Raw genomic sequence first — 19,805 nt, forward strand, 5'->3', positions numbered from 1 at the left:
ACATACTGCCGCTGTCGGTAGATAAAAATCAGGCGCATCAGACTGATGCGCTTCGAAGCATTCTAAAATAAAGACAATCCTGTTTTTTTGAACTACTTTATGACTGACAAAACTAAACATAAATCGCCAGACAACCATCTTTTATCAGCTTGGAATCAATTTTAGATTTGACCCAATACGCTTTGCTGCCGGTGCCTGATTCGTATTTTTATGTGTCACAAACACACTGACCACTGCAGTTAAATGCTGCGCCTGCTCTTGCAAGGATTCGGTCGCTGCCGCTGCTTGTTCGACTAGAGCTGCATTCTGTTGGGTGACATTATCCATCTGACTAATCGCCTGACTGATTTGCTCGATCTCGGTATTTTGCTCATGATTGGTCGAGTTGATTGTGATCAAAACATCGCTGACGCGTTTAACGCTCTCGACTACTTCTACCATCGTATTACCCGCCTGATTTACCAGCACAGCGCCCGCCTCTACCTTGCTGACAGAATCGTTAATCAAGGTTTTAATTTCTTTGGCAGCACTGGCAGAACGCTGCGCCAGATTGCGTACCTCGGATGCGACCACCGCAAAGCCGCGTCCTTGCTCACCAGCTCTGGCAGCCTCTACTGCGGCATTTAAAGCGAGGATATTGGTTTGAAAAGCGATGCCATCAATGACGCCGATAATATCCACAATCTTTTTGGAAGATTCGTTAATCGACGCCATCATCTCGATCACCTGGCTGACTACTGATCCACCTTTGGAGGCGACTTCAGACGCGACAATTGCCATGCGACTAGCTTCACTCGCATTGCCGGCATTTTGCCGGACATTGTAAGTGAGCTCCTCCATAGAAGATGCTGTCTCTTCTACCGATCCGGCCTGTGCCTCTGTTCGTGCAGATAAATCCAGATTACCGGTAGCGATTTCTGAGGATGCCTCATGAATGGCATCAGTACCACCGCGTACCTCGTTGACGATATTCGACAGACTCTGGTTCATTTCTTTGAGGGACTTCATTAATAGACCAATTTCGTCCGTACCGTTGACGGTGATTTTTGAAGTGAGATCACCCGATGCTGCGGTTTGCGCCATATTGACTGCCTGGAGCAGTGGTCTGGTGATGCCACGTATTAGCCAATAGGTAATCGTGCCGCCCAACACCAAGGCGAGCAAAATACCACTCCAGAGTAAGCGGGAAGAAAACTGATAACGTGCCTGAGCATCTTTTTCTGATTCTGCGACCAGGCTATCCGCCTTCGCCAAAATAAAATCTACGATGCCATCAATTTTTTGGGTTGGCGGTCTGTCCATACCATTGACCAAGGTATCGACGATATGCGCACTATTTTGATCGGCCTGATCGTATTTTTTAAGTGCATCAAGGTATTTCCCCTGAAGTTCCTGGTGCGTAGTCAGCGCCTCATCCACCATCTTGGTATCTAAATCGAGTTGAGAGAATAGCTTCTTCAATTGCTGAAGATTAGTTTGCGTCACTTCACTTTGCTTTACAAAAGCTTCGGAATATTTGGTGAAGTTGGCGGGATCATTGCCGCGTAGTAGCAGATTTTTCCATTCTTGCACTTGCTTCTTAAATTCGACCTGAGCTTTTCTGGCGGTATTCACGGTTTGCGTCAGCACATTGTCTCTGTGCATGTTCGCAATATTGGTCGTACTGCTAAGGCTCAGTGCGCTTTGACCACCGATACCAATACTCACCACCGCCAAAAGAAGAATGCCAGACAAGGCACCCAACTTCACTCCGATTTTAATATTAGCTAGCTTCATTTGATTTCCTCTTTGCAAGAAAGAACATCGAACTACTTAAGTCAGGACTGATGCAAACTAGCATACAGCATGCCACGAAGCATCATATTTGAAGTCCGAATATATTTATCAAGCAGTTTGGCTTGTGCAATTGTTGCCGCACGGAAAATACAATTGTGACTGAATTCAGAACCGAAAATTTAAGCAAAAGTTGTTCTTGGAAAATAGCACTCTTTTGCAGAAAGTACATGGACGTAAGCCGCTACAGATTTGCATAAATGCACGGGGCGGCCATTCAGGAAGATAGGTAAACAGGGGGTTGCAACGAGAAATCAGACTTTGCCATCAATATACTCGACATGAGTATATTTAGATTGTCCATATAATCATTGGACAGTCAGGCATATTTAAGAAAAATAATGGGGAGTATATTTAACCGATATTTTCTATCAGGTGCGCCAACGGCGCACCAAAGGTACTATCGGAGCGGCGGGACAATTGCCTCGGCAGACATAACGACAGGCTGTGCATCAGGATGTTTTGCTAAAAACCGGCGGATATTTAAGGCGTCTAAAAAGCGGGAAGAACTGGCTCTGGCGTTCAGCAACACTAAGGTCGCCTTTTTACCGGCAAGCTTAAATCGCATGATCAGGCAATTGCCTGCCTCATTAGTAAAGCCGGTTTTAGACAAGAGAATATCCCAGCCTTTGCTGCCAACCAGACGATTGGTATTGTGGAAATTGACGTTACGTCCGTTGATTTTGATCAAATCAGATTGGTCTGTCGTGATATCGGCAATCTCTGGGTAACGGGAAGCGGCTACTGCCATTTTGATCAAATCTGCGGCAGTAGAGGTATTGCCCGGCGAGAGTCCTGTAGGCTCATTAATCACCGTGTTGGTCATGCCTAAGACTTTAATTTTTGCTTTGACCGCCGCGGCAAACGCAGTAGTGCCGCCAGGATAAGTGCGGGCAAGCGATGCGGCGGCACGATTGTCGGACGACATCAGCGCCAGTTGCAAGACATCGCTTCTGGCAAGCTTGGCACCGACGGGTACATGAGAAGAACTGTGTTTAAGCATATCGACATCGGCAAGTTCTATGGAGATTTTCTCATCCATATTGGGCTTACTATCCAGCACGACCATTGCCGTCATTAGCTTGGTTAAAGAGGCAATCGGGACGATATCTTTGGAATTTTTTTCTAGCAAAATCCGGCCAGTGCCATCCTCCACCACGATCGCATGTTGCGAGCCAAATGGCAGTGTGCTGGCGTCTTTGCTATGGGAGTTCGCAGCGTTTGCAAAGCTAGCTAAGCTGGTGAACTGTACGGAGAAGAGAAATACGAGTGAGGAAATGACGCGCAGCGAAATCAAATTATTCATTTAGGAGATTGTCATCTGAAGAATTACATCTGAAAATTACTAAAGCTCTGGTCAGAGCCTAACCGGAAAACCTTTGTGAGATTTTCCGGTTAGTTTAATGCAGAAAGAGTTGTAAATTCAACTGTCGAACGTAGTGTTACAAATCACCAACTACTCACGACTTATTTTGCAGTGTAGACAATATCAGCACGGCGATTTTCTGCCCAGGATGCCTCATCATTGCCAGTCGCTTTAGGCTTTTCTTTACCGTAGGATACTGCTTCCATTTGGGCTTCTGGCGTTCCCAGCAACGCCATCGCTTTGCGAACTGCCTCTGCACGTTTTTGTCCCAATGCGAGGTTGTATTCGCTGCCGCCGCGCTCATCGGTATTTCCCTGGATCAGAATTTTCCGGGTTTTACTGCTCGCAACATACTTGGAGTGTGCATCAACCACGCCGCTAAATTCTGGCTTGACTGTGTATTTATCAAAATCAAAATAGACGCTGCGTTTCGACAAAATATTGTTTGGATCGTTTAAAGGATCGACTGTCGGTGCGACGACCGTTGCTACGGTGCGCGTGTCTGGAGCGGTTGGTTTTGGTGTTGCGGCAACGGGTTCTGCAGGTTTGTCAGCGACTTTGACTGGTGAGCTGCACGCTGCTAAAAGAACAGCACCAGAGACGATAGTGGTGAAGGTGGCAATAGCGCGCATGTAAATTTCCTCTGAAAGTCAGTTTGAATTAGTAGTGTTTGGATGAATTTAAAGTTTGAATACCTTGCTCAAGCGCTGATCTTTTGCGCTGTTGAACAACCGGTATCATCTTTAAAGACCGCCAATGATCCAATAAAAGACTTAGGCGAAACTTAAATGCAGGCGATTTTTTAAAAAAAGATTGATGATACGACGAGCAATCTCAGTCAGGCAATGCGGGAAAGTCGATCTGCACAGACAAACCACCAAGCTTAGAATCTGCCAAGCTGATCGTCGCTTTATGTCGGTCTACAATCGTTTTAGCAATCGCTAATCCTAATCCGCTACCGCTGGGTGAGGTACCAGGCACACGATAAAATCGATCAAAGATTCTAGTACGTTCTTCCGGTCGGATACCGCTGCCAGAGTCCTGGATAGTCAGTGTGACTTTATTCGCCGTGGCTAGGATATCAAGTTGTACTTGTCCAGATTCAGGAATATAGCGGATAGCATTATCCAGTAGATTACAAATCATAATGCGCAGGCTATCGGCATTGCCCCAAATATCAATATCCGGTTCTGAGTTTGATCCAGAATCCACTAGCGTGTTGCTATGCAATTGGATATGGCGAGACAACGCGAATGGGCCGAGGTCTGAGATCGCCTGCTCAACGCAAGAAGTCAATGCAATCCTGCTCAACTCGCCATTCTGAGAAGACGGATCTTGCCTTGCTAGCGCCAGCAATTGCTCCACCAATCGGGAGGCGCGATCGACGCCGCCCAGTAAGCGCCCCACTGCTTGCGAAATCGCAATATCGTCTTTTGAACGTGACAGAGTTTGTACTTGCAAGCGCAGCGCCGTGATAGGCGAACGCAATTCATGCGCGGCATCTGCCACAAATCGCTGCTGCGATTGCAATGCCTGTAGCATGCGCGCCAGCAAAGAATTTAGTTCGGTTACTAGCAGAGATACTTCTTCTGGCACCCCGGTATCGGATACCGGCTCTATCGAATCGGCATTTCGGTTAGCCAACTCTAATCCGATCCGGTTCAGCGGCGCGAGTGCCGCGGTCACCAACCACCAAGCCGCGACAAACAATAACAGCGATACCGGAATAATCGGCCACAGCGAGCTGGTGACCAAGGACAAAGCGCGGTTGCGGCGTGCATCAATTTTTTGGGCAATTTGGACGACATGATTATCTGCTCGTGCCGCATAAATCCGCTACTCACCATTTTCCAGTGTGACGGTGGAATAGCCCAGCGGCGCTTGCTTTGGCAAAAAACGATAGGTGTGCGATTGATAGACACGCACGCCTTTATCGGACCAGACTTGTACGACAAAATCAAAACTATTACTTTCGATCCCGGGCATCGTATGCCACTGCGCCTCATCAAAATCTCTGTCTTGCAAGGCCAGCGCCATTTGCTGCATGTGGTAATCAAATAGTTTGTTCGCCTGCCGCATCGCCGCCTGAAATGACGTCGCAAATTGTAGCGCGGCAGCCAAAAAAATCGCAACGCCAAATAACAAAATCAGACGTACCCTTAATGATCGAAAAGTACTAAATGACTGAAACGAGCGGAATACGGACGACAAACGCGTCACTTTGACGGTGTTGATCGGCGTCATTGGCTTTTCTCCAGCATATAGCCGACACCACGCACGTTGACGATAAATTTTTGACCGAGCTTTTTACGCAGACCATGGATATACACTTCCACCGCGTTACTTTCTACCTCGCCCGACCAGCCAAACAAACGTTCTTCCAACTGACCACGGGATAAAATCGCACCGGGTCTGGTGATCAGCGCATCAAGAATAGCCCACTCCCGCGAAGACAAAATCACTTGTCCCTGGCTATTGCTAACCTCTTTGGTAATCGCATTGATCAGCACATCGCCATGTTGGTAAAGAGGTTCAACCCGTCCGCGGGCACGGCGCACCAGCGCATGTAAGCGTGCGATCAGCTCATCCAGATCAAACGGCTTGACCAGATAATCATCGGCACCGTTATGCAAACCTAACACACGCTGCGGGACGGTATCTCGTGCTGTCATCACCAGCACGGGGATCGCATCTCCGCGGGAACGCAGTTGACGCAAAATGTCCATGCCATCACGTGAGGGCAAACTCAGATCGAGTAGCAAGGCATCGTAGGCGTGCTGATGTAAGGCGTTTTCTGCGGCGGCACCATCGGTCAGCCAATCCACCAAAATCGCCTCACCTTCCATCGCGATCTGGATATTTTCGCCAATCATAGGATCGTCTTCGACTAACAGAACTTTCATATTTTCTTAAAATGTTTGCGGCAGATTAGGCAGCTAGTCAGATTGCTAGCAATGTGCGGATTGTAAGCGAATCGCAAAGACGAACGATGCATCGTCATTTTTTTTCATGCCATTGTCGAACTGCGTCTTTCGATTACCCCATCCCGTTGCTAGCTTGCGACTCATCGTTTGGCGAACAACGATGAGCATGCCAACCAATTACAAAAAAACAACAACATCCAAGACAATTGGCAAGAACGGCAAGCTAAGCCGAACGCCATCCGGCGAACAGTCTCATCGCCATCACGGATTCGATCAAAGGGAGCACTATTTCGTATACTCCCCCTAATTTTCATAAAAAAATGCTCATTGTCCAATTAATATATGGATAATTTAAAATACTCCTATGCAGTATTAATTAATAGAATCTGGCAACGCGTTAATTTGCATGCATCTTTGTTCCTCAATTCTTCCCTGCCAGCATCAACTTCATTTACGCGAGAGCATTCAAAGCTTGCTCCGAAGAACATCATTTTGTTCGATGAATCAATACATTAAAAGACGCTTGATAAACTCTTTTAGTTGCAACATATTTAACAAATTAAATGACTCAGTGAAGCATCGCTGGGATTTAAGGGTGGCAATTCTGGTTCCATGTGTTGTGGTTTGTGTCCTCCCGTTTTGGTTTCAACACACCTAAGCAGACTCATTTTTTCAATTGTTCTTTTCAATTTTTTGAGGAAAACGCATGAACACAGTGGAAAACTCCCCCTCCTTTAAACGACGCACGCTGCTGAGCGCCGCGGTCAGTCTGTTATTTGTCTCGGGCAAAACATTCGCTGCCGATAGCAGTGCGGGCAAAGCCATGCTGGCGATGGCACCGATTGCAAAAAAAGAACCGGTCACCGATACCTATTGGGGCATGCAAATTGTTGATCCCTACCGCTGGATGGAACAAAAACCTGCAAGCACTGAATGGACTACCTGGCTTAAAGAGCAAAATAATTACACCCGAGTCGCATTAGAAGCCTTGCCAGCCAAAGCCTCATTCATGAAGTCGCTAGAGACCTATACCAAAGCAGTGGACACGCTGGGCTTTATACAATCCGCCGGCGATAAATTATTTGTCTCGAAGCGGGTTATAGGATCGCAAGTAATCGCGCTGTTTGTCAGAGATGGCGGAGGCAAAGAGCGTTTGCTCTTTGATCCCTCCGTCGGTGTAGAAGCCGGAAAACCCACGCGTACTATGGATTATGCGATGCCCTCGCCAAGCGGCGATTATGTGGCGTATGGCGTCTCTGAGGGTGGCTCAGAAATAACCACCAGCTATATACTCAACGTCAGTACGGGCGACACCACAGAAGTGAGCCGCATCTTTTCACGCGGGACTGGCTGGACTGCCGATAGCAAGGGATTTTTCTATTACCGTCTGAGAGCTGATGCAGTTCCCGGTACGCTAGAATTTGGCAAAGGCGGCAGTTGCTGGCTGCATCGTATCGATCAAGCAGGCAAACAAGCAGGCAAGGATGTTGAATTATTCCGTAGCGGCGAAGGGCCAGATTTTGAAGAAATTGAAGATGACCAGCCGCATCTGGCAAGTGCACCACATAGCAAATGGGTTCTGGCTAGCCATGTTTGTAACGGCAATGAAATCGCCTCGCTCTACGTGTGCCGCTACGATGATTTGTTGAAGGGGTCACCAGCATGGCGCAAAGTCGCCAACCGCAAAGATGGCGTACTACAAGCCAAACTTGTTGGCGACGATATCTATGTTCTCGCCAACGGACGGGCTGATCGCGGTGAGATGTATAAACTCTCCGCCCAAAACGGCAAGATCGACGCTAGTACCAAAGTGATCAGCCAAGGCAGCTTCGTCATCAACGAATTTGTCACTGCAAAAGATGGCGTCTATGTCCGCACCTTTGAACATGGTGTCAGTGGATTGATGCGACTCTCCGCCAAGGGCAAACTCGATAAAATCAACATGCCGATGCAAGGTTCGGTATGGAGTCTGGCGACTAATCCTGACCATACCGGTCTCTGGTATCTGATCGATGATTTGACAACGCCAGCAACGTCCTATCATCTGGATGGAAAGATGCTCACATCTACCATTGTAGAACTGGTCAAAGCGCCGCCCTACAGCACCAAGAATTTTCTCACCACCCGCACCTCGGTCAGCGTCAGAGATGGCACAAAAGTACCGGTAGAGATTTTGTCGCGCAAAGATACGCAACGCGATAGTCACCGGCCTGTGCTGTTGATCGCCTATGGTTCTTACGGCTCTATTCTGGATCCTGGCTATAACAGTTCAATACTGTCTTTATTAGATGCTGGCGGGCTCGTCGTATATGCCCATGTGCGCGGCGGTGGCGAGCTTGGTGATGACTGGCATCGTGCCGGACAAAAAGCGACCAAGCCTAATACCTGGCGGGATGCGATTGATGTCGCAGAATTTTTGATCAAAGAGAAATGGACCTCGATAAAACAGGTCGCGCTGTGGGGCACCTCAGCTGGTGGGATCATGGTGGGACGAGCAATGACGGAACGACCTGATCTCTTTGGCGCTGCCATCGGAGAAGTTGGCGCATTCAATACCTTACGGTTTGAACTGACCTCCAATGGTCCGGGCAATGATGCCGAGTTTGGCACCGTAAAAAAAGAAGACGAGTTCCACGCGCTACTAGCGATGGATTCGTATCATGCGGTGCGCGATGGGGTCAAATATCCAGCCACCTTATTACTCACAGGCGCAAATGATTTACGCGTCGAGCCATGGCAAATCGGTAAATTTGCAGCACGCTTGCAAGAAGCCAACGCAGCGAGCACACCGATCTTGCTGCGAGTAGATTACGACTCTGGCCACTTCGCCACCAACCGTAAATATGCAATGGAAAAGTATGCGGATATTTTTAGTTTCGTTTTGAATTATTGCAATACTACCGGCGCCAGAAGCTGACCTCACCAACAATGATAGTAAGCCAAAATCAAAAGCCCACGCATCTGTTGACAGACGCCTGGGCTTTTGTGTTTGACGCAAAAAGAACTTATAACTTAGCGATGGATACCTCGGTCGCCTTCACCAGCGCGACCACTTCCGTGCCGATGACCAGGCCCAAATCTTTGATTGAGCGGGTGGTGATGACAGAAGTCACAATCCCTGCCGGGGTTTCCACATCGACTTCTGAGACCACGGACCCTTCGATAATCGCCTTGATTTTGCCGCGAAATTGATTACGTACATTGATTGCCTGAATACTCATCATAACTCCTATGAAGATGAATAAGAGGATACTCCCCCGTTAAATTATAAAAATCACCCGATTGTCCAGATAATACCTGGACAATTTAAAATACCTACTACCAGTATCTAAATCGCCCAAGTCACCTGACTGACTGTGCGCAGTAAAGAAACATCACCTGCTGTGTTGTCCGGCTCCCCATCTAATACAGATGCAGGATGACGTAAAACCCGTTTTAAAATCCGCTCTTCTAATTCGGCAAAAGCTGGATTACCGCGTGCCCGTGGCCTGGCAAAACTCACCCGTTCATCCAAGGTGATCTGACCGTCTTCAATCAAAATCACCCGATCAGCCAAGGCGATCGCCTCTTGCACATCATGCGTGACCAGCAAAGCGGTAAAGCCACGCTGCAACCATAATTCTTCAATCAGACTTTGCATCTCGATGCGGGTTAATGCGTCCAGCGCGCCTAAGGGTTCGTCCAACAGCAACAACTCTGGCTCGTGTACCAAGGCGCGTGCTAAGGCAACGCGCTGACGCTGACCGCCAGACAACACGGATGGCCATTCTGTCGCACGTTCCGACAATGCGACTTTTTCCAGCGCATTTTTTGCGGCTAGCGCACCCTTGCTTTTTTCCAGACCCAGCGCTACGTTGCTGAGTACATTTTTCCACGGCAGCAGGCGGGAATCTTGAAACATCACGCGGGTCTCTGGCTTTTTTTGCCCCTGATTAAAACTGATCTCACCGCCGTCTGTCTTTTCTAAACCCGCAATCAGGCGCAACAAAGTGCTCTTGCCACAACCACTGCGACCAATCACGGCGACAAATTCTCCCGCTTTTACATCTAGGTTCAGCGCTTTTAATACTTGTCTTTCGCCATACACTTTTTTAATACCGCGCAGTTGTATTGCCGCGCCTTTGGCTTGAGCTTCTTGCAGCTCCGGTGTGCCGGATGGATCTGACAATAGTTTTTCATCAGGCCATTGCGCAGCGGCAGCGTTGCTCCAGTCTCTATCCAGTTCCTCCTTGAGTTCCTTCTTCAACGCGCTAATATTGTGGACACTATTCGTAACCAAGTTCTTGCTTGTAGGAGCTGTATTACTCAAACCCGCATGCTCTGGCGACGTATTTTCTGGGGTATAGCCAGGAATTAATGCGTAGCGATTCATCATGTTTTCCTTTGATAACCGGGATGCCAGCGCAACCAATGATGTTCTAAGGCGCGGGACAACACATCTGCCAGCTTACCCAGCAAGGCATATAAAAGTATCCCGACCAGTACCACATCTGTTTGTAAAAATTCACGTGCATTCATGGTCATATAACCTATCCCAGCTTGCGCAGAAATAGTTTCTGCCACGATTAATAAGACCCATACCAGACCGAGTGAAAACCGTACCCCAACCAAAATGGAGGGCAGCGCACCCGGCAGAATCACATCACGATACAGCGGCCAGCCAGACAGGCCGTAGCTTTGCGCCATCTCGATCAAACCTTTATCAACCGAGCGTATGCCGTGAAAAGTATTTAAATAAATCGGAAAGAACACGCCGATCGATACTAAAAATAACTTGGCGCTTTCTTCTATCCCAAACCATAAAATCACTAGCGGAATCAAGGCCAGTGCTGGGATATTGCGTATCATTTGTAAAGTCGTATCCAGCAAAGTCTCAGCAATTTTAAAGCTGCCTGTCAGCAAACCCAGCAATAAACCCAGACCACCTCCGATGATAAATCCAGAAGTTGCACGCCACAAACTGGTCTTGGTATGCAGCCACAAATCACCAGAAATCGCCAGCGTCCAAAAGGCTTTTGCAACTGCCCAAGGCTCAGGCAAAATCCGGCTGGATAACCAGCCAACCTGCGCCGCAAATTGCCAGAGGCCGATCAAGAACACGGGCACTGCCCAAGGTAATAATGAACCCAAGGACGAAGCGGCAACTGCTTTCATATACTTACTTAGTTGCAAACCCAATCCACTGCCTGCCAAGGCATTATTGGTCTGTGCTTGCAGAGGTAGCCGAGATTGCCTGCTACTGGCAAAAACGATCTGATCTGACGCTTCGGTGATGAAGGGCTCCATAGTTTCTCTCTAACATCTATCTAACTTTGCGAGACTTTGGGCTCAATACTATTGGCAATAATCTCGCCAAAAGGCCCGGTCAACGTACTGATTTCCGCAGTCGGCGCTTTACCAATCAGTGGGAATACCAACTCGGCAAAACGGTAAGATTCTTCCAAATGCGGATACCCAGACAGGATGAAGGTATCAATCCCTAAATCGGCGTATTCCTGCATGCGGGCTGCAACCGTTTCTGAGTCGCCCACCAATGCGGTGCCGGCTCCACCGCGTACCAGACCCACGCCTGCCCACAAGTTAGGGGAGACTTCCAGCTTGTCTCGCTTACCGCCGTGCAAGGCAGTCATGCGCTGCTGACCGACCGAATCCATTTTGGCAAAAGCGGCCTGCGCGCGGGCAATTACCGCATCATCTACATGACTGATCAATTCTTCTGCGGCTTTCCATGCGGCGTCATTGGTCTCGCGCACAATCACATGCAAGCGGATACCAAAGCGCAAAGTACGGCCATATTTGGCGGCGCGTGCACGCATGTCCCTGATTTTTTCGGCGACGGCTGCCGGTGGTTCACCCCAGGTCAGATATACATCGACCTGCTCGGCTGCCAGCTCGTGCGCGGCCTCAGACGAGCCACCGAAGTACAGCGGCGGATAAGGTTTTTGCACCGGCGGATACAAGGTTTTTGCACCTTTGACCTTAATATGTTTTCCATCAAAATCAAAACCGCCGCTAGCACCGTCTGCGCCCTCGCCCGCTAAAGAGCCGCGCCAGACCCGCAAAAACTCGTCAGTGATTTCATAACGCTCAGAGTGATCTGCCCACAAGCCATCGGCCTCTAATTCGCCCTGATCACCGCCAGTTACTACGTTGATCAGCAAGCGTCCATTTGATAAACGATCAAAGGTGGATGCCATACGGACTGATAAGCCAGGGGAACTCAGACCGGGACGGATCGCTACTAAAAATTTAAGATTTTTTGTCGCGCCAATTAAGCTGGAAGCGACTACCCAGGCGTCTTCGCAAGAACGTCCTGTCGGTAACAAAACACCGTCATAACCCTGCGTATCGGCAGCAACCGCAATCTGACGCAGATAGTCATAATTGATCTGGCGTGCACCTTTGGCCGTACCTAAATAACGGCTATCGCCATGAGTGGGAATAAACCAAAATACATTAAAGCTCATGATAAATCCTTGAAAATATTGACGACTTCATTAACGAATTTTTAGTATGAAAATCTGAGTGCGACATTGTTAATCTTGATTGAGCTGATATGGATTACTTCGTGCCAGGTGACAACCAGACGACATCTTTAATGCTGATCTTTTTAGGAATCAACTTCAGATCAAAAAAGACGTCTGCAATACTTTGTTGTTCTTTAATGACTTGCTCTGAAATCGGCTTGACGCCAAAACTAAAACGCTTGGTCGCCAGATCAACAATAGAAGCGTCTAAACCCAATTGTGCCGTCAGTACGGCAGTGACTTCTTTCAGATTTTTACTGCCCCACTCATCGACTTTAGCAATTTCTTCTAGGACGATACGTAAAATATCAGGATGCTTTTGCGCGTACGGACGGGCGGCTAAATAAAATTGGTGATTGCTGACGATACCTTTGCCATCGACCAAAATACGGGCATCCAATTGCTTTTGCGCCGCAGCTAAAAATGGGTCCCATATCACCCAGGCATCGACGCTGCCACGCTCAAAGGCAGCGCGGGCATCGGCTGGTGCCAGGTAAATCACTTCAATATCTTTGTAGGCAATACCAGCTTTCTCCAGCACTTTGACCAGCAGATAATGCACATTGGAACCTTTGTTCAATACGATCTTTTTCCCCTTGAGATCGGCTGCGGTTTTTAATGGAGAATTTTTCGGTACGATCACGGCTTCGCTACCTGGCGCTGGCGGTTCGTTACCGACATACAGCAAATCAGCTCCCGCAGCCTGAGCAAAAATCGGTGGCGCTTCGCCCACGGTACCAAAATCAATACTGCCGACATTCAAACCTTCCAGCAATTGCGGTCCTGCCGGAAATTCAGTCCATTTAACGTCGATACCTTGTGCCGCCAAACGGGTATCCAATGCGCCCGTCCCTTTTAACAAGGTCAACGTGCCGTATTTTTGATAACCGATACGTAATACCGTTTTCGCCTGAGCCGAAGCCAATGAGGGAAATACGCTGAATGAACCGCCAACCATGACGCCAGCAATTGCTGCTGATAACGCCGTCAGGGAACGACGTTTTACCTGCTGCCCACCGGATAATACTGAGATTACTGACAACTGCTGATGCTGATTTTTTTGATCTTTACTCATGATATTTTCTAGTTTGTCTGGGTTGAGATGTAATGATCCCTGCCGCAGTATCTATAGCGGCATAGGTAACATCTAAATAACTACAACATGAATCAAGTGGCGCGCTAAGAACGATGCTTAGCCATCAAAAACTAAGCCGTACAGGACACCTTTTCTGCTGCATGACTGCGATTGAGATCAGCGGTATGAGTTACAACTTCGGTAGTTGCAACTGCGGTAGTTGCGACAGGCGCTAATGGCAAAGCCGTGGCAGATTTCAGGCGATTGAATTCACTTAATGCCAATCCCTCATTCAATTGATGTATGCCAATATGCAGACGTTTTTCGATAGCAGGATCGAGTCTTAAACCGTCTTGCTCGGACCATACAATCTGAGCATCTGTGGCATAAACGCTGGGCAGAATATGCTTGGCATCTAGGGCTGCCAGTACCGGACGCAAGGCATAATCGAGTGCCAGCATATGTGACTGGCAACCACCGGTCGCGATGGGCAAGACCAGCTTATCTTTTAACCCGTCTTGTGGCAGCATATCTAAAAATAATTTCAGTAAACCGCTGTAGGCGGCTTTATAAACTGGCGTTGCCACGACGACGGCATCTGCCTCTGCAATCTGCTGACGAATCGCTGCCAGTTCAGAATTTTTAAAATCTGCATGCAGCAAAGCCTGCGCAGGTAAATCACGCAATGAAATATGAATCACATGATGACCAAGCTCACTCAACTTATCGCCGACAAAATGCAATAGGCGACTGGAACGTGAAGGTGTAGATGGGCTGCCTGAGAGTAATAAAATGGTCATGATGAAATGCTCTTTTTCAGTCTGCTGATGTGAATTTGGAACAGACGAAAAATGATCGAACCGGATAAAAATCTATCGCTACGTTGGCTATCATTTTGCGTCAATTCAACGTAATTACTTTTTACTCGGTTGATAGATCTGGTCGAATATACCGCCATCAGCAAAGTGTGTTTTTTGTGCTTTAGTCCATCCACCAAAAGTGTCATCAATATTGAACAACTTGATCTTGGCAAAATTGCTGGCATATCTTTGTGCTGCTTTTTCTGATGTTGGACGGTAGTAGTTTTTAGCAATAATTTCTTGTGCTTCTTCCGTGTACAAATAGCTCAGATACGCTTCAGCAACTTTACGCGTGCCCCGTTTGTCGACAACTTTATCGACCACGGCAACTGGTGGTTCTGCCAGGACACTGATTGACGGCGTAATGATTTCAAACTTATCTGCGCCAAATTCTTTAAGCGCCAGATAAGCTTCGTTTTCCCAAGCCAGTAGCACATCACCAATACCGCGTTCTGCAAATGTGACGGTTGATCCGCGCGCACCAGAATCTAAGACAGGAACATTCTTAAAGACTTTAGATACATACTCTTTTGCTGTGACTTCGCTACCGCCCGGCTGCTTCAGAGCATAACCCCATGCGGCCAAATAGCTCCAGCGTGCACCACCAGAAGTTTTAGGATTAGGTGTGATGACCGAGACGCCCGGCTTAATAATATCGGCCCAGTCTTTAATTCCCTTTGGGTTACCTTTGCGTACCAGAAAAACAATCGTCGAGGTGTATGGCGAGCTATTGTGTTGCAGGCGTTTTTGCCATGCTTTGTCCAGCAAACCTGTGGCTGCAATCGCATCGGTGTCATAGGCCAGTGCCAGTGTCACCACATCAGCATCCAGACCATCAATGACCGCACGAGCTTGTTTGCCAGAACCGCCATGCGATTGTTTGATACTGACGTTGTCGCCAGTCTTGGCTTTCCATTGCTTGGCAAATGCCTGATTCACATCCTGATACAGCTCACGGGTAGGATCGTAAGAGACATTGAGCAAAGTAACATCAGCAGCATGTGCAACACCAGAAAGAGCTCCAGCAGCAGCAACGATTGACAATGAACTTACTAAAACAAGCTTTTTAAGAGAATTGATGCGCGGCAGTTTCATCTACAGTCCTTGAACTAAATTATTTTTCGAGAAGTGAAGAGTAAATCGGACAGAATGAAAGGAGAACGAATAGTTTCGCGTTTTAATATGACTTTTACGCATATGGAAAAAGTCGATTTGTTCTTGGGTCAATTACTTATCTGGCATGAAAAGATCACGCCAGAAGTCATCGCCAACCAGCAACGCGTGGCAGATATCTTCACGCAATTAAAGCTGATTCCCAAAACTATCAAGGTCAGTGATAAGGTATGGAACTGGAAGCCAGCGAAGTGAGACTTAGGACAAGCCTAGGAAAGTCAGCCACCTCGATTAAGTACTGAAAATTAAAAAATTTAATATACTCCCCTATAAATTAACAAAATAATGCCTATTATCTAGACTTTATAAGGACAACTTAAATATACTTAATGGGAGTATATTCATTGAATACCTAAGAATAAATCGTCTTTCTCATGAGTTCAGTTTTTTTACGAAGGAAAATGTATGTCCATTCATCAAGCTAACAAACTCCCTTTTGCACTATTTCACTCAACAGTGCTGAAGCGCACAGTGCGTCCTTTGCTGGCAAATGCAATGTTATTGGGATCGATCTTCATGGCGGCACCTGCTGCTCACGCCGATACTGTATTGCTTAACGTGTCTTATGACGTTACACGCGAGTTGTTTAAAGAGATCAACCCAGCTTTTATCGCTGAGTGGAAAAAAACTACAGGCGAAACCATTACCGTCAACCAATCACACGGCGGCTCCAGCAAACAGGCGCGTTCGGTAGCCGATGGTCTGGAGGCGTCTGTCGTTACCATGAATCAGGCTAATGACATTGATTTCCTGGCCGACCAAGGTGTAGTTGCCGCTGATTGGGCAAAACGTTTTCCGAATAACGCAGCGCCGTTTTATTCCACCATGGTATATCTGGTACGCAAAGGTAATCCTAAAAAAATTGCTGGCTGGGATGATTTGATCAAACCAGGTTTGAAAGTCATTATTCCTAATCCTAAGACCTCAGGCAATGGTAGTTATTCCTATCTGGCGGCATGGGGTTCTGTGATTAAAAAAGGCGGTACTGAGGCGCAGGCGCGTGATTTTGTTTCCAAACTCTTTAAAAACGTACCGGTACTTGATGGTGGCGGACGCGGCGCCACTACTACGTTCACCCAACGTGAAATCGGCGATGTGCTGGTGACATTTGAGAATGAAGTACAGCTAGTACGCAATGAGTTTGGCGATAATTTTGAAGTGGTCTATCCAAGCTCATCTATTCTGGCGGAATCGCCCGTTGCGGTTGTTGATAAAGTCGTGGACAAGAAAAATATCCGTAAGCAAGCAACGGCTTACCTGCAATTCTTATACTCGGAAGCAGGTCAAGATATTATCGCCAAGCATTTCTTGCGCCCTCGCTCGGCGATCGCTGCAAAAAAATATGCGACGTCGTTTAAACCAATTACCTTGTTTACCGTAGATGAAGTTTTCGGTGGCTGGAAAAATGCGCAGAAAAAGCATTTTGATGATGGTGGCGAATTCGACAAGATTTTTCAATCGCATCGGTAAACAGCTCATCTCCGGAAAGAATACCAATCGGACTTACGTCAAATTGTCGCATTTTGGTATCGAGAAGAGACCGCAACCATTCATTTAGAGCTTGTCACAGCAGACCACGCATCTTGCTGTGACAAAGTCCGCTAAACGCAATAAACTAAGCTGAGAGACAAACACTATAAGAAAATACCCCATGCGCATATTGCTCGCCGAAGATGACAGCGTACTTGCCGACGGACTGACTCGTTCGCTCAGGCAGTCTGGCTATGCCACCGATTGTGTCGCCAATGGCGAAGAAGCGGATACGGCTTTAACGACCCAAGATTTTGATTTGCTGATACTGGATTTAGGTCTGCCACGACTCAGCGGGCTAGAAGTATTGCGACGTTTGCGTGCGCGTAATTCCCATTTGCCGGTGCTAATCTTAACGGCCGCGGACTCCATTGAACAACGCGTCAAAGGCTTGGATCTGGGTGCAGATGATTACATGGCAAAGCCCTTTGCCTTATCAGAACTGGAAGCCCGAGTAAGAGCATTAACCAGACGCGGCGCCGGTGGCGGCCCTACCGTGATCAAACACGGACCGTTGACTTATGACCAGGTCGGTAGAATTGCCTACATCCATGAGCAAATGCTGGATTTGTCTGCACGGGAGCTGGGTTTGTTAGAAGTCTTATTGCAAAGAACAGGCAGATTAGTCTCTAAAGAACAGTTGGTAGATCACCTGTGCGAGTGGGGCGAAGAAGTCAGTAATAACGCGATTGAAGTTTACGTCCACCGCTTAAGAAAAAAAATTGAAATCGATGGTGTGCGCATCGCCACAGTACGCGGCTTGGGATATTGTCTGGAGAAGTTTTTTGTCGCTGCCTCGACGAACCCCACTGCCACCACCACACCAACTAACGATCAAGCATGATGGATGACGACGGCGCAAAAGTAGCGATGACATCGCAAGCGCCGGAGCATATTGCTCGTGAGCATGGCAGCAAAAACGCCGATACCAATAGTCACAGCCAACCACCAGAAAAAATCCAGCGCTCGCTATTTGGCGAAATTCTCGATTGGATGCTGGCACCGCTGTTATTGCTCTGGCCTATGAGCATCGCCATCACGTATCTGGTCGCCAAATCGATTGCTAATCAACCGTTTGACCGGGCGCTGGAAGACAATGTGCTGGTGCTGTCACAGCAAGTCAAAGAAGTCGATGGCAAAGTCGTCACGCAATTATCTAACCCTGCCCGCGACATTTTGCGGGCAGATGATTTGGATAGTATTTATTTCCAGATCAAAAATAGCAAAGGCGATCTGATCGATGGCGATAAAGATTTGCCCGTGCCAGCCGAAGACGACCGCCCTACCCCGGGCACCGTACAAATCAGAAATGAGTACTTACACGGCATCGATATTCGGGTCGCATATAGCTACATCAATCTGAACAAAGTTAACAAAGAAATCAGTGCGAAAGTAGCCGCGAAACTAACTGGAAATTCAGTAGATCATTCGGGAGATAAATCTGGGCAAGCAGCACTACCTTCAAGCCAAGTACAAGAATCCCAACTAGTCTTAGTGCAAGTTGCGGAGACCTTAGAAAAACGCGCCGTACTTGCAAATGAAATTATCAAAGGCGTGATCCTGCCGCAATTTATTATTTTGCCGATAGCACTTGCCTTAGTCTGGTTTGCTTTGAGTCGCGGACTATCGCCGCTAGCCGAATTACAACATAGAATACGCGCCAGGCGGCCCGACGATCTTAGCCCGATAGACTCACGCCACGTACCGGAAGAAATCACGCCTCTAGTGCGCTCACTCAATGAGATGTTAGAACGTTTAGCACAAACTATCGTCATCCAAAAACGCTTTATCGCTGATGCAGCACATCAGATGAAAACTCCGCTGGCGGGTATGCGCATGCAATCTGAATTAGCCTTGCGCCAGACCGATCAGACAGAAATCCATCGCTCACTTTTGCAGCTAGCTAAAAGTTCGGAGGCGGCTACCCGCCTGATCAATCAACTGCTGACTTTAGCAAGGGCAGAAAATCAAACGCCAGCCACCAAACCCTTAGAGTCGATTGAGCTCTGTGAGCTGGTACGCAGCACCGTACATGACTGGATACAGACCTCGTTCTCTTATGAAGTTGATCTGGGATTAGAGCAACCAGATTTTCCTGTTTTTATATTTGGCAGTCCGCTGATGCTGCGCGAGTTATTAAGCAATCTGATTGATAACGCGATTCGCTATACACCAAAAGGTTTAAGCGTCACCGTCAGAATCCGGGTGAGTGAAGAGCAGGCGCTGGCGATATTGGAAGTAGAAGACAATGGGCCTGGGATTCCGGTATCAGAACATGAGCATGTGTTTGAACGCTTCTATCGTATTCTGGATAACAATGTACAAGGCAGTGGATTAGGGCTTTCTATCGTACGCGAAATTGCTCAGCAACATAATGCGCCTATCGACATTATGGCGAATCCACGCAATCAAAATCCGCATTATCCAGGCTGCATATTCCGGGTGTCATTTCAGATGAATCCACATGCCAGTTTGCTTGGAGATATTAGCTAGCTTAATACCAAATATCTTAATACT

The 19,805-nt window shown here is 47.6% G+C and carries 18 protein-coding genes; 5 read left to right on the plus strand and 13 right to left on the minus strand.

The window, feature by feature from the left end; translation table 11 throughout:
- Positions 1 to 144 precede the first annotated feature (144 nt).
- The 6 genes from AAKU64_RS06245 to AAKU64_RS06270 form a co-directional block, all read right to left on the minus strand.
- Positions 145 to 1,776 carry a methyl-accepting chemotaxis protein gene (locus AAKU64_RS06245; RefSeq protein ID WP_354328768.1) on the minus strand — a complete coding sequence of 544 codons (1,632 nt, stop codon included), beginning with the start codon at positions 1,774 to 1,776 and terminating at the stop codon, positions 145 to 147.
- A 457-nt stretch (positions 1,777 to 2,233) separates the two neighbouring features.
- Positions 2,234 to 3,139 (minus strand): serine hydrolase, encoded by a 906-nt coding sequence (locus AAKU64_RS06250; protein WP_354328769.1) that lies wholly within the window; start codon positions 3,137 to 3,139, stop codon positions 2,234 to 2,236.
- Between the two features lie 161 nt (positions 3,140 to 3,300).
- Positions 3,301 to 3,831, minus strand: coding sequence for a peptidoglycan-associated lipoprotein Pal (pal, locus tag AAKU64_RS06255; protein WP_354328770.1), 531 nt, complete (start codon positions 3,829 to 3,831; stop codon positions 3,301 to 3,303).
- A gap of 202 nt (positions 3,832 to 4,033) precedes the next feature.
- Positions 4,034 to 4,960: an ATP-binding protein gene (locus AAKU64_RS06260; RefSeq protein ID WP_354361853.1), complete on the minus strand. Its 927-nt coding sequence runs from the start codon at positions 4,958 to 4,960 to the stop codon at positions 4,034 to 4,036.
- Positions 4,961 to 5,035: 75 nt separating this feature from the next.
- Complete coding sequence (locus AAKU64_RS06265; RefSeq protein WP_354361855.1) at positions 5,036 to 5,443, minus strand: hypothetical protein; 408 nt, start codon at positions 5,441 to 5,443, stop codon at positions 5,036 to 5,038.
- Entirely contained in the window at positions 5,440 to 6,102 is a 663-nt protein-coding gene (locus AAKU64_RS06270; protein WP_354361857.1) for a response regulator, read from the minus strand. The genes AAKU64_RS06265 and AAKU64_RS06270 overlap by 4 nt, the downstream gene beginning before the upstream one ends.
- Before the next feature lie 727 nt (positions 6,103 to 6,829).
- Here AAKU64_RS06270 and AAKU64_RS06275 point away from each other — a divergent pair.
- Positions 6,830 to 9,040, plus strand: coding sequence for a prolyl oligopeptidase family serine peptidase (locus AAKU64_RS06275; RefSeq protein WP_354361858.1), 2,211 nt, complete (start codon positions 6,830 to 6,832; stop codon positions 9,038 to 9,040).
- An 88-nt stretch (positions 9,041 to 9,128) separates the two neighbouring features.
- On the opposite strand, the gene AAKU64_RS06280 is transcribed toward AAKU64_RS06275, so the two are convergent.
- The 7 genes from AAKU64_RS06280 to AAKU64_RS06310 all read right to left on the minus strand — a co-directional run bounded on the left by AAKU64_RS06280 (position 9,129) and on the right by AAKU64_RS06310 (position 15,680).
- Entirely contained in the window at positions 9,129 to 9,344 is a 216-nt protein-coding gene (locus AAKU64_RS06280) for a TOBE domain-containing protein (protein ID WP_322120047.1), read from the minus strand.
- 107 nt (positions 9,345 to 9,451) lie between these two features.
- Positions 9,452 to 10,495 (minus strand): ATP-binding cassette domain-containing protein, encoded by a 1,044-nt coding sequence (locus AAKU64_RS06285; protein ID WP_354361860.1) that lies wholly within the window; start codon positions 10,493 to 10,495, stop codon positions 9,452 to 9,454.
- Positions 10,495 to 11,277 (minus strand): aliphatic sulfonate ABC transporter permease SsuC, encoded by a 783-nt coding sequence (ssuC, locus tag AAKU64_RS06290; protein ID WP_354361881.1) that lies wholly within the window; start codon positions 11,275 to 11,277, stop codon positions 10,495 to 10,497. Before ssuC ends, AAKU64_RS06285 begins: the two co-directional genes overlap by 1 nt.
- 152 nt (positions 11,278 to 11,429) lie before the next feature.
- Positions 11,430 to 12,590: an FMNH2-dependent alkanesulfonate monooxygenase gene (ssuD, locus tag AAKU64_RS06295; RefSeq protein ID WP_354361861.1), complete on the minus strand. Its 1,161-nt coding sequence runs from the start codon at positions 12,588 to 12,590 to the stop codon at positions 11,430 to 11,432.
- 94 nt (positions 12,591 to 12,684) lie between these two features.
- The gene (locus tag AAKU64_RS06300; RefSeq protein WP_503012692.1) at positions 12,685 to 13,725 is read right to left on the minus strand and encodes a sulfonate ABC transporter substrate-binding protein; all 1,041 of its coding nucleotides are present in this window, start codon (positions 13,723 to 13,725) and stop codon (positions 12,685 to 12,687) included.
- A 131-nt stretch (positions 13,726 to 13,856) separates the two neighbouring features.
- Positions 13,857 to 14,525: an NADPH-dependent FMN reductase gene (gene ssuE, locus AAKU64_RS06305; protein ID WP_354361862.1), complete on the minus strand. Its 669-nt coding sequence runs from the start codon at positions 14,523 to 14,525 to the stop codon at positions 13,857 to 13,859.
- A gap of 114 nt (positions 14,526 to 14,639) precedes the next feature.
- Positions 14,640 to 15,680, minus strand: coding sequence for a sulfate ABC transporter substrate-binding protein (locus tag AAKU64_RS06310; protein WP_354361863.1), 1,041 nt, complete (start codon positions 15,678 to 15,680; stop codon positions 14,640 to 14,642).
- 87 nt (positions 15,681 to 15,767) lie between these two features.
- On the opposite strand from AAKU64_RS06310, the gene AAKU64_RS06315 reads away from it, so the two are divergent.
- The 4 genes from AAKU64_RS06315 (at position 15,768) to AAKU64_RS06330 (ending at position 19,781) form a co-directional block, all read left to right on the plus strand.
- Entirely contained in the window at positions 15,768 to 15,953 is a 186-nt protein-coding gene (locus AAKU64_RS06315; protein WP_354361864.1) for a hypothetical protein, read from the plus strand.
- Between the two features lie 300 nt (positions 15,954 to 16,253).
- Entirely contained in the window at positions 16,254 to 17,228 is a 975-nt protein-coding gene (locus AAKU64_RS06320; RefSeq protein ID WP_354361883.1) for a sulfate ABC transporter substrate-binding protein, read from the plus strand.
- A 181-nt stretch (positions 17,229 to 17,409) separates the two neighbouring features.
- Complete coding sequence (locus tag AAKU64_RS06325) at positions 17,410 to 18,132, plus strand: response regulator (RefSeq protein ID WP_354328780.1); 723 nt, start codon at positions 17,410 to 17,412, stop codon at positions 18,130 to 18,132.
- Positions 18,129 to 19,781 (plus strand): sensor histidine kinase, encoded by a 1,653-nt coding sequence (locus AAKU64_RS06330; RefSeq protein WP_503012693.1) that lies wholly within the window; start codon positions 18,129 to 18,131, stop codon positions 19,779 to 19,781. The genes AAKU64_RS06325 and AAKU64_RS06330 overlap by 4 nt, the downstream gene beginning before the upstream one ends.
- Positions 19,782 to 19,805 lie beyond the last annotated feature (24 nt).

Origin of the sequence: Undibacterium sp. GrIS 1.8, from assembly GCF_040544445.1 — a bacterium.
Classification (GTDB): Bacteria; Pseudomonadota; Gammaproteobacteria; order Burkholderiales; family Burkholderiaceae_D; genus Undibacterium.

What these genes read in the sequence shown, in the direction of transcription:
- ssuD (WP_354361861.1), bottom strand. Translation starts at nt 12,590, where the DNA reads ATGAGCTTTAATGTATTTTGGTTTATTCCCACTCATGGCGATAGCCGT.
- AAKU64_RS06315 (WP_354361864.1), top strand. Translation starts at nt 15,768, where the DNA reads ATGACTTTTACGCATATGGAAAAAGTCGATTTGTTCTTGGGTCAATTA.
- pal (WP_354328770.1), bottom strand. Translation starts at nt 3,831, where the DNA reads ATGCGCGCTATTGCCACCTTCACCACTATCGTCTCTGGTGCTGTTCTT.
- AAKU64_RS06330 (WP_503012693.1), top strand. Translation starts at nt 18,129, where the DNA reads ATGATGGATGACGACGGCGCAAAAGTAGCGATGACATCGCAAGCGCCG.
- AAKU64_RS06275 (WP_354361858.1), top strand. Translation starts at nt 6,830, where the DNA reads ATGAACACAGTGGAAAACTCCCCCTCCTTTAAACGACGCACGCTGCTG.
- AAKU64_RS06310 (WP_354361863.1), bottom strand. Translation starts at nt 15,680, where the DNA reads ATGAAACTGCCGCGCATCAATTCTCTTAAAAAGCTTGTTTTAGTAAGT.
- AAKU64_RS06320 (WP_354361883.1), top strand. Translation starts at nt 16,254, where the DNA reads ATGTTATTGGGATCGATCTTCATGGCGGCACCTGCTGCTCACGCCGAT.
- ssuC (WP_354361881.1), bottom strand. Translation starts at nt 11,277, where the DNA reads ATGAAAGCAGTTGCCGCTTCGTCCTTGGGTTCATTATTACCTTGGGCA.
- AAKU64_RS06325 (WP_354328780.1), top strand. Translation starts at nt 17,410, where the DNA reads ATGCGCATATTGCTCGCCGAAGATGACAGCGTACTTGCCGACGGACTG.
- AAKU64_RS06280 (WP_322120047.1), bottom strand. Translation starts at nt 9,344, where the DNA reads ATGAGTATTCAGGCAATCAATGTACGTAATCAATTTCGCGGCAAAATC.
- AAKU64_RS06245 (WP_354328768.1), bottom strand. Translation starts at nt 1,776, where the DNA reads ATGAAGCTAGCTAATATTAAAATCGGAGTGAAGTTGGGTGCCTTGTCT.
- AAKU64_RS06250 (WP_354328769.1), bottom strand. Translation starts at nt 3,139, where the DNA reads ATGAATAATTTGATTTCGCTGCGCGTCATTTCCTCACTCGTATTTCTC.
- AAKU64_RS06265 (WP_354361855.1), bottom strand. Translation starts at nt 5,443, where the DNA reads ATGACGCCGATCAACACCGTCAAAGTGACGCGTTTGTCGTCCGTATTC.
- AAKU64_RS06285 (WP_354361860.1), bottom strand. Translation starts at nt 10,495, where the DNA reads ATGAATCGCTACGCATTAATTCCTGGCTATACCCCAGAAAATACGTCG.
- ssuE (WP_354361862.1), bottom strand. Translation starts at nt 14,525, where the DNA reads ATGACCATTTTATTACTCTCAGGCAGCCCATCTACACCTTCACGTTCC.
- AAKU64_RS06270 (WP_354361857.1), bottom strand. Translation starts at nt 6,102, where the DNA reads ATGAAAGTTCTGTTAGTCGAAGACGATCCTATGATTGGCGAAAATATC.
- AAKU64_RS06300 (WP_503012692.1), bottom strand. Translation starts at nt 13,725, where the DNA reads ATGAGTAAAGATCAAAAAAATCAGCATCAGCAGTTGTCAGTAATCTCA.